We start from the raw sequence: 13,940 nt of genomic DNA, 5'->3' as shown, positions 1-13,940 counted from the left end.
CCCCGTGTTGGGGTTTTTCGTGCACACGAAGCGTGCACGCCTTGCCGTGATCACTGTCAACCCTTCGCTGCCCGCGCCGCTGGTGCGCCAGCTCTACGACGCCCTGCTGGCGCAGATCGCATCGAGCGCCATGAAGCCCGGCGACAAGCTGCCTTCGGTGCGCGCGCTCGCCACCGACTGCGGCGTGAGCACCATGACCGTCACCAATGCCTACCAGCGCCTGGTGGCCGAGGGCCATGTCGAGGCGCGGCGCGCCAGCGGCTACTACGTGGCCGAGGCCGAGCGCGCGGCCACGCGGCGCAAGCCCTTCCTGGGCCGCACCTCGGTCGACTCGCTGTGGCTGCTCAAGCACGTCTACGAAGACGACCGCACCCTGCTGAACGCGGGCTGCGGCTGGATCCCGCCCGAGATGCTGCATATGGACGGCGTGCGCCGCGCGCTGGCCGCGCTCTCGCGCAAGCCGGGCGCCGGCCTGGCGAGCTACGGCACGCCCTACGGCTACCTGCCGCTGCGCCAGCAGATACAGACGCTGCTCGCGCAGCAGGGCATAGAGACCGCGCCGCACCAGATCGTGCTGACGCACGGCGCCTCGCAGGCGCTGAACCTGGTGGCGCGCTGCCTGCTGCAGCCGCGCGACGTGGTGCTGGTCGACGAGCCCGGCTCGACCAACCTGTACGCGATGCTGCGCTCGCTCGACCTGAAGCTGGTGGGCGTGGAACGCACCGTCAACGGCCCCGACCTCGCGGCGCTGCAGGCGCTGGCGCAGCGGCACGGCGCCAAGGCCTTCTTCACCTCCGGCAACCTGCACAACCCCACCGGCAGCCAGTGCACGCCGGCCGTGGCCTACCAGATTCTGCGGCTGGCCGAGCAGCTCGACTTCCACATCGTCGACAACGACGTGATGGCCGGGCTGGAGCCGCCCGGCGCGGCCACTCCGCTCGCGAGCCTGGACCGGCTGCGCCGGGTGATCCATGTCGGCAGCTTCTCCAAGACGGTGTCGCCCGCCCTGCGCGTGGGCTTCGTCGCCTGCAGCGAGGAGTTCGCCGAAAAGATGATCCTGCAGAAGATGGTCAACAGCCTCACCACTTCGGAGCTCACCGAGCGGCTGCTGCACGGCGTGCTGGTCGAGGGCCGCTACCGAGCCCATGTGGCGAAGCTGGCCGAACAGCTGCAGGCGGCGCAGCGCACCGTGTGCGACCGGCTGGAGGCGGCCGGCATGCAGCTGTTCACGCGTCCGGCGGGCGGCCCCTTCCTGTGGGCGCGGTTCGAGCGCGACGACGTCGACATGCGCGCGCTGGCGCAGCGCGCCATCGCAGAGAGCTTTCTGCTGGCGCCGGGCGACCTCTTTCGCACCGATCTGCGGCCCACGCCGTGGCTGCGCTTCAACGTGGGTTACGCGGACGACCCGAAGCTGTATCGTTTCCTGGCGCAAGAAGCGAAAAGGCTGCGCTCGAAGGCCTGACGAGTTCGAGCAATCGACAAGGACACGGACCATGCTCTATGCCATCCTCATCCACGGTTCCGAATCCGCCGAGGCCACCTGGGAGCCCGACGTGGAGGAAGACATGCTCGAGCGCCACGCCGACCTGCGCGACGACCTGCAGGCACAGGGCCGGCTCGGCGCGGTGCTGCGCTTCATGCCCGACGCGGCCACCACCGTGCGCCGCGCCGGCGACCTGCATCCGCTGGTGACGGAGCGGCCGTTCGCCAACACCGCGGAGCAGCTGATGGGGCTGTACGTCGTCGAATGCGAGAGCGTCGAGGAAGCCACGCACGTGGCGCACCGGATGGCCTTCGAGACCGGCGTGTTCGAGATACGGCCGATCAGCTGGTACGACCCCGGCGGAATTCCGGCGCGCATTCCGCAGGTCTGAGGCAGGCGCGGGCCGCCAGAAGCGCTGCCTAGAATCTCGCGGGTCATGACGAAGCCCGAATTCCCCTCCACGCCCGCGCTGGCCGACGCACTGATCGTCGACCCCTTCTATCTCGCGATCTCCGTCGATTTCGACCACGACATGCCTTCCCGCAAGGCAGTACTGGCCTCCTACTTCGCCTACTCGCTGGGCGAGGCCGCGCGAACCGGCCGCTGCCTGACCACCGAAGACGGCCGGCTCGGCGCGGCCGCGTGGCTGCTGCCGCGCGCGGAAGCGGTCGATGCGGCCGAATCGGCGGCAAAGAACGAATTCCTCTCTGCCGCGCTGGGGCCCAAAGGCCACGCCAACTACCACCGCATCGTCGAATTCATGGCCGCGCGCGCGCCGGCCGTGGTGCCGCAGGGGGCCTGGTATCTGTCGATCCTGGGCGTCTCGCCGGCCGCGCAGGGGCGCGGGCTGGGCGCGCAACTGCTGGCGCCCACGCTGGCCGAGGCCGACGCGGCGGGCGTGCCCTGCTTCCTGGAAACCTTCACGCCGCGCAGCGTGGCCTTCTACGAGCGGCTGGGCTTTCGCACCGCGGCGGAGTACCTGGAGCCGACCACGGATTCTCCTTACGCGATCATGTGTCGCCCGCCGGGGACATACTTGGCGGCCAGCACGGAAAACAGTTAAAACATTCCATCCGTCGCGCCGTGCTGGCCGAAGAATCGCCGAATGTCCCGAGTCCCTGCCGAAGAAGCCGAACCCGTCTCCCTGAGCCCCACCCTCATCGTCGAGGATGACCCGGCCATGCAGGAGCGACTGCGCTACGTGCTGTCCACGCTCGGCTGCGACGAAAACAGCATCGCGGTGACCGACAGCGTCGCCGGGGCGAAGCAGCTGCTGGGCGCGAATGACTACGGCGTGGTGCTGGTCGACATCGGGCTGCCCGACGCCAGCGGCGTCGAGCTGATCGGCTGGCTGCGGGCCTGCCGCCCGGGCTTGCCGGCGGTGGTGATCTCGGCCTGGCGCACCGAGGAAGTCATCTTCGCGGCCCTGCGAGCCGGCGCCATCGGCTACCTGCTGAAGGAGCGCGACGACATCGAACTGGGCATCGCGCTGCGCAGCATCCAGCAGGGCGGCGCCCCCATCGACCCGAGCATCGCGCGCCACATCCTGGGCTGGCTCGCCACGCAGCAGGTGCCGGCCGACGCGCCGCCGGGCGCTGCCGAAGACACGACGCCGGCCGCACTGACGCGCCGCGAGCACAAGATCCTCGAGCTCGTGTCGCAAGGCCTGAGCAACCGCGACATGGCAGAGTCGCTGTCGATCTCCAGACTGACCGTGGAATGCCATACCAAGAACATCTACCGCAAGCTGGCCGTCAACTCGCGCACCGAAGCCGTGTTCCAGGCGCGGCGGCATGGCTTGCTGCGCTGACGGGCGCGCTGCTTTTCTTCCTTCTTGCGGCTCCCGCGGCCTTTGCCCAGGCCGCCGCCGAGCCCCCCGCGCTGCGCGTCGAGGCCGTGCGCGCCAGCGGCTGGAACGACACCGCCCCGCCCGCCGAAGGCTGGATGCCCGTTACCCTGCCCGACAGCTGGGCCGCGCGCTGGCCGGGCTTCGACGGCGTGGTCTGGTACAGGCTCACCTGGGAGCAGCCCGAGCAGGTGCATGAAGCCGGCCTGCTGCTGCACTACCTGAACATGGCCGGCGAGGTGTCGCTCAACGGCACGCCGATTTCGCGCGACGACAGCCTGGTGGAGCCGCTCACCCGCGCATGGAACACGCCGCGCTACTGGCTGCTGGCGCCGCCGCTGCTTCGGCCCGGCACCAACACGCTGCTGGTGCGGGTGTCGGGCCTGTTCGCCTACCAGGCCGGACTGGGGCCGGTGAGCCTTGGAGAGCCGGCCGCGATGCAGGCGGACTTCGAACGCGAGCGGCTGATCCGCCGCGACCTGCAGGTGCTGGGCCTGGCGGTGAGCGCGGCGGCCTCGGCCTTCTTCGCGGCCCTGTGGCTATTGCGCCGGCGCGAGACGGCCTACGGCTGGTTCGCGCTGATGTCGGTGCTGTGGCTGCTGTTCGGCTACAACCAGATCGCGACCAGCCCCTGGCCCTTTGCCAGCAACCACGGCTGGCAGGCGCTGAACACCTCGACGCTGCTGGTCTTCGGCTGGTGCTACGTGGTCTTCGCGCTGCGCTTCTGCGGGCGGCGCATGCCCCGGTTCGAGGGCGCCGCGCTGCTGGTCGTGGCTGCCGGCGTGCTCGACCTGTGGCTGGCGCCCGTCGCCGACCTGATCTCGCACCGCGCCGTCTGGACGCTGGTGGGCGGCCTCACCGTCATCGTGGTGAACAGCACCTCCATCGTGCACGCGCTGCGCCACCGCCACAGCCCGATGCGCTCGCTGGCGCCGTTCATGGCGGTGTCGGCGCTCACCGGTGCGCACGACCTGCTGGTGTTCACGCAGATCATCGACAGCAATACCTACTACACGACGATGTCCTCGTACGCCCTGCTGCTGGGCATGGCGCTGACGCTGGCGGCGCAGTTCGTGAAAAGCCTCAAGCGCATCGAGAACTTCAACACCGAGCTGATCGAGGAAGTGAACGCCGCCAAGGCCGACCTCGCCGCCACGCTGGCGCAGCAGCATGCGCTGGAGCTGACGCATGCGCGCATCGGCGAGCGCATGAACCTGGTGAGCGACCTGCACGACGGGCTCGGCGGCATGCTGGTGGGCAGCATCGCCAAGCTGGAGCGCACGCCCGAGGACCTCAGCGCGCCCGAGCTGCTGGCCATGCTCAAGCACCTGCGCGACGACCTGCGGCTGATCATCGACGCCACCGGCCGCGACGACGGCGCGCGCGCGCTGGGCGAGCTGCTGGCGCCGATGCGCTACCGCAGCGCGCAATTGCTGGACGCCAACGGCATCGACTGCCGCTGGAGCGTGTCGAACATCGAGACGCTCGAACTGCCCGCCTCCCAGAGCCTCGACCTGATGCGCTTCTTGCAGGAGGCGCTGACCAACGTGCTCAAGCACAGCGCCAGCCGGCGCGTGGACGTGACCGTGGCGCGCGCCGGGGCGGAGCTTCGGCTCAGCGTGCGCGACGACGGACGGGGCTTTGTCGTGGAGAACATCGACAAGGCCACCGGCGCCGGCCTGCGCAGCCTGCGCGCCCGCGCGCGGCGGCTCGGAGCGCAGCTGCAGCTGCAATCAAGGCCCGGCGAAACCCAGGTGCTGCTGCGCATGCCGCTGGGCGCGCGGCCCTGAGCGAAGCGACGTCAGTCGGCCCAGACCACCGTGCCGCTCCAGGCCGTGGCCAGCACCACGATGCCGAAGACGATGCGATACCAGGCAAACGGCACGAAGTTGTGGGTGCTGATGTAGCGCAGCAGCCAGCGCACGCACAGCCAGGCGCTCACGAACGAGAACACCAGCCCCACGGCGAACAGCGGAATGTCGGCCACCGACAGCAGCGCGCGCTCCTTGTAGAGGCTGTACACGCCCGCGCCGATGAGCGTCGGGATGGCCAGGAAGAAAGAGAAATCGGTCGCCGCCTGCCGCGACAGGCCCAGCAGCATGCCGCCGATGATGGTCGAGCCGCTGCGGCTGGTGCCGGGGATCATCGCGAAGCACTGCACCAGGCCGACCTTGAGCGCGTCCCAGGGCGTCATGTCGTCCACGTGCTCGACGCGCACCGAGCCCGGCGGCCGCTTTTCGGCCCAGAGAATGATGAAGCCGCCGATGATGAAGGTGCTGGCCACCACGGTCGGGATGAACAGGTGCGCCTTGATGACCTTGCCGAACAGCAGGCCCAGCACCACCGCCGGCAGGAAGCCGATGAAGATGTTCAGCGCCAGCCGCTGCGCCCGCGGCTGCCGGGGCAGCGCGACCACGGTCGACTTGATTTTTTCCCAGTAGACCAGCACCACCGCGAAGATCGCGCCGGTCTGGATGGCGATGTCGAAGACCTTGGCCTTGTCGTCGTCGAAGCCGAGCAGCGAGCCGGCAAGAATCAGGTGGCCGGTCGATGAGATCGGCAGGAATTCGGTCAGCCCCTCCACGATGCCCATGATGGCGGCCTTGACCAGCAAAACGATGTCCACGCGTACTCCTTGAAAGAGCCGCAATTATCACGATGGCACTGGTCAGCCAGCGTTCAGGTGGCGCGTCAGGATACCTAGTTCAGGTGATATCGCGCCGCGCCGCGTTGACCCATAGTGGAAACTGCCCGGACAGGTTGAGCCGGAGGAGTTTTGCCGATGCGCACGTTCACCCTCGGGGACCGCCTCGAAGAGCATGTCTCGACTGCCGACGACCACGGCGAAGACCGCCGCAAGAACACGCAGGACATCGAGAAAGAGCAATGCGCCTCGATGCGGCGGGTGGTCCAGGCCACCGGCGCCTCGGCCTCCGAACTGCGCCAGCTGATGCAGCGGCTGCTCGACATCGACCGCTCCGGCCGCGCGGCCGGCATCGTGGCGCAGGGCCACATTGCCGCCGACCGCATGGAATCGGTCATGCAGGAGCTGGACCTGGGCGATGGCCTCGTCGCCGGCCAGCGCACCGACGCGGCCCAGAGCATCGACTTCTGGCTGCTCGAACCCCTGGACCCCGCGCACGACAAGAAGTGGTACGCGCGCTGGAAGTTCTGGAGCTTCATCCTCGGCGCCGCAGGGCCCGAGGTCTCGCTCACCCTGCAGGGGCTGGCGCTGCGGCCGACCGAGCCGGGCGACGCGCATGCCGACCTGGTGGCCAAGGCGCGCAAGGTGCTCGAGAGCTGGCGCCGCACCTCGGAGGCACTGTTCTGGGGCGCTTTCGAGTGCTATGTGCGGCAACAGTCTTTCTCGCTCGAGACGCAGGCCTACCTGATGCACTGCATCGCCGCCGTGTTCGCGGGCGACACCATGAAGCTGTCGAACGCGCAGAGCGAGCAGCTCACCGGCATCCTCGCAGACACCTACTGCGACGCACTGGGCACCTCGGCGACCATGCCCTCGGCCGACATCTACCGCCGCCTGTCGCAGGGCCTGGACGGCACCGACCGCGAAACCCTGGTCACGCGCCGGCTGGGCCGCAGCGATGCGGCGCAGATCGCGATGACGGCGCTGTTCTCGGTCATCGAAAACACGCGCGCCTCACGCTGAGCGCCGGCGCAGCGCGCGCACCGCGCTGTCGACCGTGGTCAGCACCGGCAGGCCGCTGGCCGCTTCGCAGGCGGCGCGCGCCCGCGCCATGCTGAACTGCGCGAGCGCCAGCCGCGTGCAGCCGCGATCGCGCAACGCGGCGGCCTGGGCGGCGATGAGCGCGTCGTGGCGCTGCGTGTCGCCGGCGTTCAGCGCATCGAGCGCGCCTTCGGCCAGTGCAAGCTCCAACGGCGTTTCTTGAGGGAATTCAGGCGGCATCGACGCGAGCGTGGGCGCGAAGGTGGCGATCAGCCCGAGCCGGCCCTGCCCCTGCGCCACCTCGTCGATCATGGCCTCGTTGGGCTTGAGCACCGGAATGCCCGCATGCCGCCGCGCCACCGCCTCGATGCAGGGCCCGAAGGCCGAGCAGGTGAAGAGAATGCCCCGCGCCCCGGTGTCGACCGCGTACTGCGCCAGGCGCTGGAAGCGCTCGTGCATCGCCTCGTCGAGCCCCTTTCCGCCGCGCGCCAGGTCGGCCGAAAGGCTGTCGTCGAGCAGGTTCATGCGCTGCGCCTCGGGCCAGTCGCGCGCGAAGGCCTCGTTGATGGGCGCGACGGAGTGCGAGAGCGCGTGGATCAGGGCAATGCGGGTCATGGGTTCGTCGGCGTCAGATGCCTTTGGACGAGGGATTCGCGAACGCGTCCTTCGTCTCGGCGTTGAGCGGGTAGTTGATGTTGATGCCCTTCGGCGGAATCGGCGACATGAACCAGCGCGCGTAGAGCTTTTCCATCTCGCCCGACTTCATCATGCCCGAGACCACGCGATCGACCAGCGCCTTGAAGACCGGATCGTCCTTGCGGAACATGAGCGACTGGTTCTCGGTGCGCAGGCTTTCGCCGGTGATGGTGAAGTCCTTCGGGCTGCGCGCATTCGCGATCTGCCCGGCCAGCAGGATGTCGTCGAGCACGAAGGCCTGGGCCCGGCCGCTTTCCACCAGCAGGAAGGAGTCGCTGTGGTCCTTGCCCGGGAGGTTGGTCACGTCCAGGCCGCGGCCCCGGTCGGCCTCGCGCAGCAGGCGGAACGAGGTCGTGCCGCTGGTGGTGGCCACCGTCTTGCCCTGCAGGTCGGCGATGCTCTTGATGCCGGAATCGGCCTTCACCAGCATGCGCACGTTGTAGCGGAAGATGTCCGGCGAGAACGCCACCTGCTTCTGGCGCTCGACCAGGTTGGTGGTGGAGCCGCACTCGATGTCGACCGTGCCGTTCTGCACCAGCGGGATGCGGTTGGCGGAAGTCACGGCCTGGTACTTGACCTCGATGGCCGGCATCTTCAGCTCCGTCTTCACCGCCTCGACGATGCGGTTGCAGATGTCGATGCTGTAGCCGATGGGCTTGAGGTTGCCGTCGAGGTACGAGAACCCGAAGGACGACTCGCGGTAGCCGAAGGTGATGGCGCCGCTGGCCTTGATCTTGGCGAGGGTGTCGCTCTCCTGGGCCTGCGCGGCGCTCAGGGGCAGCAGGGCCGCGAAAGCCAGGGCGAACGCGGCGGCACCGCAGGAAAACGGCAGACGAAGCTGGGGCATGAAACGCTCCTCGGAACGACGGTTGAAGAAAAAGCGAAGGGAGAAAGCGGTGCTCAGCGCGCCGCGGCGCGCGTCACGGCATCGATCGAGTCGGCCAGGCGCTCGACGATCCGTTGCAGGTCCTGCCGGGTGGCGATGAAGGGCGGCGCCAGCAGCACGTGGTCGCCCTGCCGGCCGTCGACCGTGCCGCCGAAGGGGTAGCACAGCAGGCCGCGCGCCATCGCGTCCTTCTTGATGACGGCGTTGACCTTGAGCGCCGGGTCGAACGGCGTCTTGCCCGCGCGCTCGGCCACCAGTTCGATGCCCCAGAAGAAGCCGCGGCCGCGGATGTCGCCCACGTGCGGATGCGCGCCCAGCGCCTCGGCCAGCATGGCACCGAAGGCGATGCCGTCCTCGCGCACCTTGGCGACGAGGCCGTCGCGCCGGATCACCTGCTGCACCGCGAGCGCGGCGGCGCAGGCCATCGGGTGGCCCAGGTAGGTGTGGCCATGCTGGAAGAAGCCGCTGCCCTTGGACATCGCCTCGACGATGCGGCGCTGCGCCAGCACCGCGCCCACCGGCTGGTAGCCGCCGCCCAGCCCCTTGGCGACGGTCATCAGGTCGGGCACCACGCCCTCCTGCTCGCAGGCATGGAGCGAGCCGGTGCGGCCCATGCCGCACATCACCTCGTCGAGGATCAGCAGCACGCCATATTTGTCGCACACCGCGCGCACCGCCTTGAAGTAGCCGGGCACCGGCGTCAGCACGCCGGCCGTGGCGCCGCCCACCGTCTCGGCCACGAAGGCGATCACGCGGTCGGCGCCCTGGGCGAGGATGGCCGCCTCGAGTTCGACCGCCAGGCGCAGGCCGTATTGCTCGGCGCTTTCATCGGCGCGCTGCTCGCGGTACGGATAGCACGGCGACACATGCGTGGCCGGCACCAGGATGGGCGCGAAGGGCTCGCGCCGCCAGGCGTTGCCGCCCACCGCCAGCGCGCCCAGCGTGTTGCCGTGGTAGCTCTGGCGGCGTGCGATGAAATGGGTGCGCTGCGGCTGGCCGATTTCCACGAAGTACTGGCGCGCCATCTTGAGCGCCGCCTCCACCGCCTCGGAGCCGCCGCTCACCAGGTACACGTGGCTCATGCCCTCGGGGGCCGAGCCGATGAGCTCGTCGGCCAGCCGCTCGGCCACGTCGCTCGTGAAGAAGCTGGTGTGGGCATAGGCCAGGGTGTCGATCTGCGCATGCATGGCGGCCATCACCTCCGGATGCGCATGGCCGAGCGACGACACGGCCGCGCCGCCCGAGGCGTCGAGGTATTCGCGCCCTTCGGCATCGCGGATGTACATGCCGTGCGAGCTGGCGGCAACGGGCGGGGTCTGGCGGAGATGGCGGTGGAAGACGTGCGTCATGTCGGGCGGAATCAGTGGAGTTCTTGGAACTAACGTTTCGGCTGAATTATTGTTTGGAACATTTGTTCCGTCAACTGCCGTGACAAGCCCGCTCCGGTACATTTGTTCCAACAGCAACAGAAGCCACCAGGAAGAGACATCGCCATGGGCGCCAAAGACCGGATCCGCGAGCGCTTCAACGAACTGAGCCCCGCGCTGCAGCAGGTGGCGCGCTATGTGCTCGACCACCCCAACGAGGTGGTCACCGGCTCGATGCGCAACGTGGGCACGCGCTCGCAGAGCACGCCCGCCACGCTCGTGCGCTTCGCGCAGACTCTGGGCTTCGAGGGTTGGCCGCAGTTGAAGGAGGCATTTGCCGCCGACATGGGGCTGGACGCCGACACTTATGGCGAGCGCGCCAAGCAGCTGGTCGGCCGCGCCAAGGACCAGAGCCTGACGGGCGAGATGTTCGAGGTGCAGCGCCGCAACCTCGAGGCCACCCACCGGCAGAGCGAGCAGGCGCTGCAGAAGGCCTGCGCGCTGATAGAAAAGGCGCCCGCCGTGCACGCCGCGGGCTTCCGGGCCTGCTTTCCCATCGCCTTTTCATTCGTCTATGTGTATCGGCTCTTCCGCGCGAGCGTGCACCTGGTCGACGGCCAGGGCGGCTCGCTGGAGATGCAGCAGCGCGCCTTCGCCAAGGGCGACGCGCTGGTGGTCGCGAGCTTCGCGCCCTACTCGCGCGAAGCGCTGCAGGTAACGGAAGCGGCCAAGGCGGCGGGCTGCCGCATCGTCGCCATCACCGACAGCGCGGCCTCGCCGCTGTCGCTGCTGGCGGACGAGACGCTGCTGTTCACCATCAACAGCCCGTCGTTTTTCCCGTCGGTCGCGGCCGGCGTGGCGGTGACGGAAGCGCTGGTTGAGTTGCTGGCCAGCCGCGCGGGCAAGCCGGTGATCCGGCGCATCGACCAGGCCGAGGCGCAGCTCTTCGAATCGGGGGCTTATTTGGTGCCGCCGGTCGTGCGCGGCGGCTGAAACCCCGGGCCGGCCGGGTCAGGCCAGCGCGCGCACCCGGCCGCTTTGCTTGCCGAGGTGACGCACCAGCAGGTCGCGGTTGGCGATGATGTGCTCGCGCATGAGCGCCTCGGCATCGGCGGCCTCCCGCCGGCTCAGCGATTCGACGATCTGGCGGTGTTCTTCGAGCGCCTGCTCGGCCTGTGCGCGGTGGTAGAGCAGCGTCGACGCGTCGCGGTTGTGCGGGCGCAGGTGGCTGTCGAACACGATCGGCAGCTGGCAGGCGCGGCGCACCGCCTCGGTCAGCCAGCGGTTGTCGGCCAGCTTCAGCAGCTTGCCGTGGAATTCGAGGTTCAGGTCGTGCCAGCGTATGGCGCGCTCGTCGCTCCAGCCTTCGGCGCGCAACACTTCGTGCTGCTCGGCGAGCATGGCCACCAGCCGCTCCAGCGCCGCGTCGTCCAGCCCGCGCTCGCCGACGATGCGGCAGCCCATGCCTTCGAGGGTGGCGCGCACGCTGAAGGCGTCGAACACATCCTTGGCGTTGAAGCGCCGCACCTGGAACCCCTTGTTCGGCAGATAGACCAGCAGCCCCTCGTCGGCCAGCCGCGCCATCGCGCCGCGCACGGGCGTGCGCGACACGCCCAGCTCGTTGGCGAGGGAGATTTCCATCAGGTGAGAACCGGGCGCGATCACACCGTCGAAGATGCGATTGCGCAGCGTATCGGCCACGGACAACGCGCGTGTCCGGGAGGTGTCTGGGGGGGTCATCGGAAGTCGGAAACGGGTGCGGCCGGAATCAGGCCGCGCGGATGGTACGGCTCGGTATCGAAGCTTCATATCCCGGATTTCCGTAAAAATCCGATTTCGGACTTTTTCGATGATTAGGGATAATTTCTTAACATTTACTAACACATTTAAGAATAAACACTGTAGTCCTCCTTGGGAAGTACTACCTTGGCACCTTTTCAGTGCTTTTTAATGTTTCCGTCATGGAGCCACCCATAGAACGGAACCCCGTTCTGAAATAAGGGTCAAAAAGCCTGTCGAGGCGCCTTGTCGCGACAGGAGTAACGACCATGAAGCAAGTCAAGCATTGGCAGGACCCCGTCAACGCCGTCGCCGGCGTGTGGCTGATCGTCTCGCCCTGGGTCCTGGGCTTTTCGGACATGACGTCCGCGATGTGGACGATGGTGGCGACCGGCATCGTGCTGGGTGCCGTGGCTCTGGGGGCGACCTTCGTGCCGCGACAGTGGGAAGAATGGACCGAGGTCGCGCTGGCGGCCTGGCTCGCGGTGTCGCCCTGGCTGGTCGGATTCCGTGGCGCCGAGACGCCCCTGGTCAACGCGGTGCTCGTGGCCGCGGTGATCCTGGTGCTGGCACTCTGGGTGCTGGTGACGGACAAGGACTATCTCGGCCAGGCCATGGACCGTCCGGCGCACTGACCGGAAACGCTTCAAGCGACAAGACCCGGCGCCTCGAGCGGTGGCCGGGCCCTCAGGCGCTCACGGCCTGATGGTTGGCGTGGGTGAGGTGGCGGGCTGCGCCGGCTCCGGCTGCACGCCGCCTTCCATCCAGCCCGCCTGCCAGCCGCCGCCCAGCGCCTGGATCAGCGATACCGCGGCGATCTGCCGGTTGAGCTGCACCTGCACCAGCGTGCGCCGCGCGTTCAGCGCGGCCACCTGGGCCGTGACCACGTCGGTGTAGGCCACCAGCGCCGAGCGGTACTGATTGAGCAGGATCTGCTCGGTCTTGTCCGCGGCCTCGGAGGCCTCGCGGTACATGCCCTCCTGCTGCGCCAGCGTGGCGCCGGCGGTGAGCTGGTCTTCCACGCCCTGGAACGCGGCGAGCACGGTCTGGCGATAGCGCGCCACGCTGGCGTCGTAGCTGGCCTTGGCCGCGTCGACGCTGGCCGAGATGGCGCCCGCGTCGAACACCACCTGCGCCGCCGAGAGGCCCAGCGACCAGAGCGAGTTCGGCGCGCTGAAGAGGTCGCCGACCCGGCTGGCGCTGCTGCCGATCGCCGCATTCAGGTTGAAGCTCGGGAAATAGGCCGAGCGCGCGATGCCGATCTGCGAATTGGCCGAGGCCACCGAGCGCTCGGCCGCCGCGATGTCGGGCCGGCGCTGCAGCAGGGTCGAGGGCACGCCGGTCGGAATGCCGGGCACCGTCTGCTTCCAGGCCGCGGGCGGCAGGCTGAAATCGGCCGGCACCGCGCCCACCAGCACCGCGATGGCGTGCTCGAAGGTGGCGCGGTTGCGCACCAGCGTCAGGCGCGTGGCGCGAGCCGTGGCCAGTTGGCTTTGCGCCTGCAGCACGTCCGACTGCGCGGCGATGGCGGCCTTGTAGCGGTTGCTGGTGATGGTGTAGGCACGCTCGTAGCCCTCGATGGTCTGGTCGAGCAGCCCGATTTCCACATCGGCTTCGCGCAGCGAAAGGTAGTTGGTCGCCATGGTGCCGATGGCCGACAGGCGCGCCGACGCCAGGTCGGCCTCGCTGGCCTGCGCATTGGCCGAGGCGCTGTTCACCGATTCGCGCAGCCGCCCCCAGACGTCGGGCGCCCAGGTCGCGTCCAGCGTGGCGGCAAACGCGTTCGAGGGGCTGGTGCTGCCGGTGTCCGAGCGCTTGCCGGAGCCGTTGAGCGACACCTGCGGGAACAGCGCCGCGCGCTGCCCGCGCACCAGCGCCTGTGCATTGGCGTAGTTGGCAACTGCGGCGGCGATGTTCTGGTTCGACACCTGTACGCGCGAGGCCAGTTCGTCGAGCGTCGGGTCGCCGAACAGCTTCCACCACTCGCCGCGGTCCAGCGCGTCGGCCGGCGCGGCGGGCAGCCAGCCTTCGGCGGCCTTCTGCTCTTTCCAGTTGTTCGGCAGCGCGGTCACGGGCTGGTGATAGAGCGGGCCGACCGAGCAGCCCGCGAGCAGCGCGGCCAGCGCCAGCGCCGAAAGCGAAAGGCGCCCCGGCGCACGAAGAGAAGAAGAAGGAAGCAGTGCGTTCATGGCGATGGT

The 13,940-nt window shown here is 68.8% G+C and carries 14 protein-coding genes; 8 read left to right on the top strand and 6 right to left on the bottom strand.

From position 1 onward, the window contains the following. Positions 1-46: 46 nt before the first annotated feature. Genes L3V85_RS13260 through L3V85_RS13240 form a run of 5 tightly spaced genes read left to right on the top strand, consistent with a single transcriptional unit; the run spans position 47 to position 5,119 of the window. Entirely contained in the window at positions 47-1,462 is a 1,416-nt protein-coding gene (locus L3V85_RS13260) for a PLP-dependent aminotransferase family protein (protein ID WP_237679658.1), read from the top strand. Between the two features lie 31 nt (positions 1,463-1,493). Then, positions 1,494-1,874: a YciI family protein gene (locus L3V85_RS13255; RefSeq protein WP_237679657.1), complete on the top strand. Its 381-nt coding sequence runs from the start codon at positions 1,494-1,496 to the stop codon at positions 1,872-1,874. Between the two features lie 45 nt (positions 1,875-1,919). Continuing rightward, positions 1,920-2,546, top strand: a complete 627-nt coding sequence (locus L3V85_RS13250) for a GNAT family N-acetyltransferase (protein ID WP_237679656.1) — start codon at positions 1,920-1,922, stop codon at positions 2,544-2,546. Positions 2,547-2,588: 42 nt separating this feature from the next. Further along, positions 2,589-3,293, top strand: a complete 705-nt coding sequence (locus tag L3V85_RS13245; RefSeq protein ID WP_237679655.1) for a response regulator transcription factor — start codon at positions 2,589-2,591, stop codon at positions 3,291-3,293. Further along, a complete protein-coding gene (locus tag L3V85_RS13240; RefSeq protein WP_237679654.1) occupies positions 3,203-5,119 on the top strand; it encodes a sensor histidine kinase in 1,917 nt (638 codons plus the stop codon). The genes L3V85_RS13245 and L3V85_RS13240 overlap by 91 nt, the downstream gene beginning before the upstream one ends. Positions 5,120-5,130: 11 nt before the next feature. Here L3V85_RS13240 and L3V85_RS13235 read toward each other — a convergent pair whose 3' ends face one another. Continuing rightward, positions 5,131-5,955 carry an undecaprenyl-diphosphate phosphatase gene (locus tag L3V85_RS13235; protein WP_237679653.1) on the bottom strand — a complete coding sequence of 275 codons (825 nt, stop codon included), beginning with the start codon at positions 5,953-5,955 and terminating at the stop codon, positions 5,131-5,133. Between the two features lie 156 nt (positions 5,956-6,111). Between L3V85_RS13235 and L3V85_RS13230 the strand changes: the two genes are divergently transcribed. After that, positions 6,112-6,996: a hypothetical protein gene (locus tag L3V85_RS13230; protein ID WP_237679652.1), complete on the top strand. Its 885-nt coding sequence runs from the start codon at positions 6,112-6,114 to the stop codon at positions 6,994-6,996. On the opposite strand, the gene L3V85_RS13225 is transcribed toward L3V85_RS13230, so the two are convergent. The 3 genes from L3V85_RS13225 to L3V85_RS13215 are packed head-to-tail and all read right to left on the bottom strand — an operon-like array spanning position 6,988 to position 9,945. Then, positions 6,988-7,629 (bottom strand): aspartate/glutamate racemase family protein, encoded by a 642-nt coding sequence (locus L3V85_RS13225; protein ID WP_237679651.1) that lies wholly within the window; start codon positions 7,627-7,629, stop codon positions 6,988-6,990. The two genes, L3V85_RS13230 and L3V85_RS13225, sit on opposite strands and share 9 nt — an antisense overlap. A 13-nt stretch (positions 7,630-7,642) precedes the next feature. After that, on the bottom strand, positions 7,643-8,557 hold the full coding sequence (locus L3V85_RS13220) for an amino acid ABC transporter substrate-binding protein (RefSeq protein ID WP_237679650.1): 915 nt from the start codon (positions 8,555-8,557) through the stop codon (positions 7,643-7,645). A 53-nt stretch (positions 8,558-8,610) separates the two neighbouring features. After that, a complete protein-coding gene (locus tag L3V85_RS13215; protein WP_237679649.1) occupies positions 8,611-9,945 on the bottom strand; it encodes an aspartate aminotransferase family protein in 1,335 nt (444 codons plus the stop codon). Between the two features lie 144 nt (positions 9,946-10,089). On the opposite strand from L3V85_RS13215, the gene L3V85_RS13210 reads away from it, so the two are divergent. Beyond that, on the top strand, positions 10,090-10,956 hold the full coding sequence (locus L3V85_RS13210) for a MurR/RpiR family transcriptional regulator (protein ID WP_237679648.1): 867 nt from the start codon (positions 10,090-10,092) through the stop codon (positions 10,954-10,956). Between the two features lie 18 nt (positions 10,957-10,974). Here L3V85_RS13210 and L3V85_RS13205 read toward each other — a convergent pair whose 3' ends face one another. Beyond that, positions 10,975-11,703, bottom strand: a complete 729-nt coding sequence (locus L3V85_RS13205) for a GntR family transcriptional regulator (RefSeq protein ID WP_237679647.1) — start codon at positions 11,701-11,703, stop codon at positions 10,975-10,977. Between the two features lie 308 nt (positions 11,704-12,011). On the opposite strand from L3V85_RS13205, the gene L3V85_RS13200 reads away from it, so the two are divergent. Continuing rightward, the gene (locus L3V85_RS13200; RefSeq protein ID WP_237679646.1) at positions 12,012-12,377 is read left to right on the top strand and encodes an SPW repeat protein; all 366 of its coding nucleotides are present in this window, start codon (positions 12,012-12,014) and stop codon (positions 12,375-12,377) included. A gap of 60 nt (positions 12,378-12,437) precedes the next feature. Here L3V85_RS13200 and L3V85_RS13195 read toward each other — a convergent pair whose 3' ends face one another. Next, positions 12,438-13,931, bottom strand: coding sequence for an efflux transporter outer membrane subunit (locus L3V85_RS13195; RefSeq protein ID WP_237679645.1), 1,494 nt, complete (start codon positions 13,929-13,931; stop codon positions 12,438-12,440). Between the last annotated feature and the right edge of the window lie 9 nt (positions 13,932-13,940).

The sequence above is a fragment of the Variovorax paradoxus genome, from assembly GCF_022009635.1.
GTDB lineage: Bacteria > Pseudomonadota > Gammaproteobacteria > Burkholderiales > Burkholderiaceae_C > Variovorax.
The sequence above is the reverse complement of the archived record's forward strand: the minus strand, read 5'-3'. Positions and strand labels throughout refer to the sequence as shown.

Excerpts from the sequence above, each read along its gene's own strand:
- L3V85_RS13215 (WP_237679649.1), bottom strand. The coding sequence starts at position 9,945 with ATGACGCACGTCTTCCACCGCCATCTCCGCCAGACCCCGCCCGTTGCC.
- L3V85_RS13255 (WP_237679657.1), top strand. The coding sequence starts at position 1,494 with ATGCTCTATGCCATCCTCATCCACGGTTCCGAATCCGCCGAGGCCACC.
- L3V85_RS13230 (WP_237679652.1), top strand. The coding sequence starts at position 6,112 with ATGCGCACGTTCACCCTCGGGGACCGCCTCGAAGAGCATGTCTCGACT.
- L3V85_RS13225 (WP_237679651.1), bottom strand. The coding sequence starts at position 7,629 with ATGACCCGCATTGCCCTGATCCACGCGCTCTCGCACTCCGTCGCGCCC.
- L3V85_RS13205 (WP_237679647.1), bottom strand. The coding sequence starts at position 11,703 with ATGACCCCCCCAGACACCTCCCGGACACGCGCGTTGTCCGTGGCCGAT.
- L3V85_RS13240 (WP_237679654.1), top strand. The coding sequence starts at position 3,203 with ATGCCATACCAAGAACATCTACCGCAAGCTGGCCGTCAACTCGCGCAC.
- L3V85_RS13210 (WP_237679648.1), top strand. The coding sequence starts at position 10,090 with ATGGGCGCCAAAGACCGGATCCGCGAGCGCTTCAACGAACTGAGCCCC.
- L3V85_RS13195 (WP_237679645.1), bottom strand. The coding sequence starts at position 13,931 with ATGAACGCACTGCTTCCTTCTTCTTCTCTTCGTGCGCCGGGGCGCCTT.
- L3V85_RS13200 (WP_237679646.1), top strand. The coding sequence starts at position 12,012 with ATGAAGCAAGTCAAGCATTGGCAGGACCCCGTCAACGCCGTCGCCGGC.
- L3V85_RS13220 (WP_237679650.1), bottom strand. The coding sequence starts at position 8,557 with ATGCCCCAGCTTCGTCTGCCGTTTTCCTGCGGTGCCGCCGCGTTCGCC.
- L3V85_RS13250 (WP_237679656.1), top strand. The coding sequence starts at position 1,920 with ATGACGAAGCCCGAATTCCCCTCCACGCCCGCGCTGGCCGACGCACTG.
- L3V85_RS13245 (WP_237679655.1), top strand. The coding sequence starts at position 2,589 with ATGTCCCGAGTCCCTGCCGAAGAAGCCGAACCCGTCTCCCTGAGCCCC.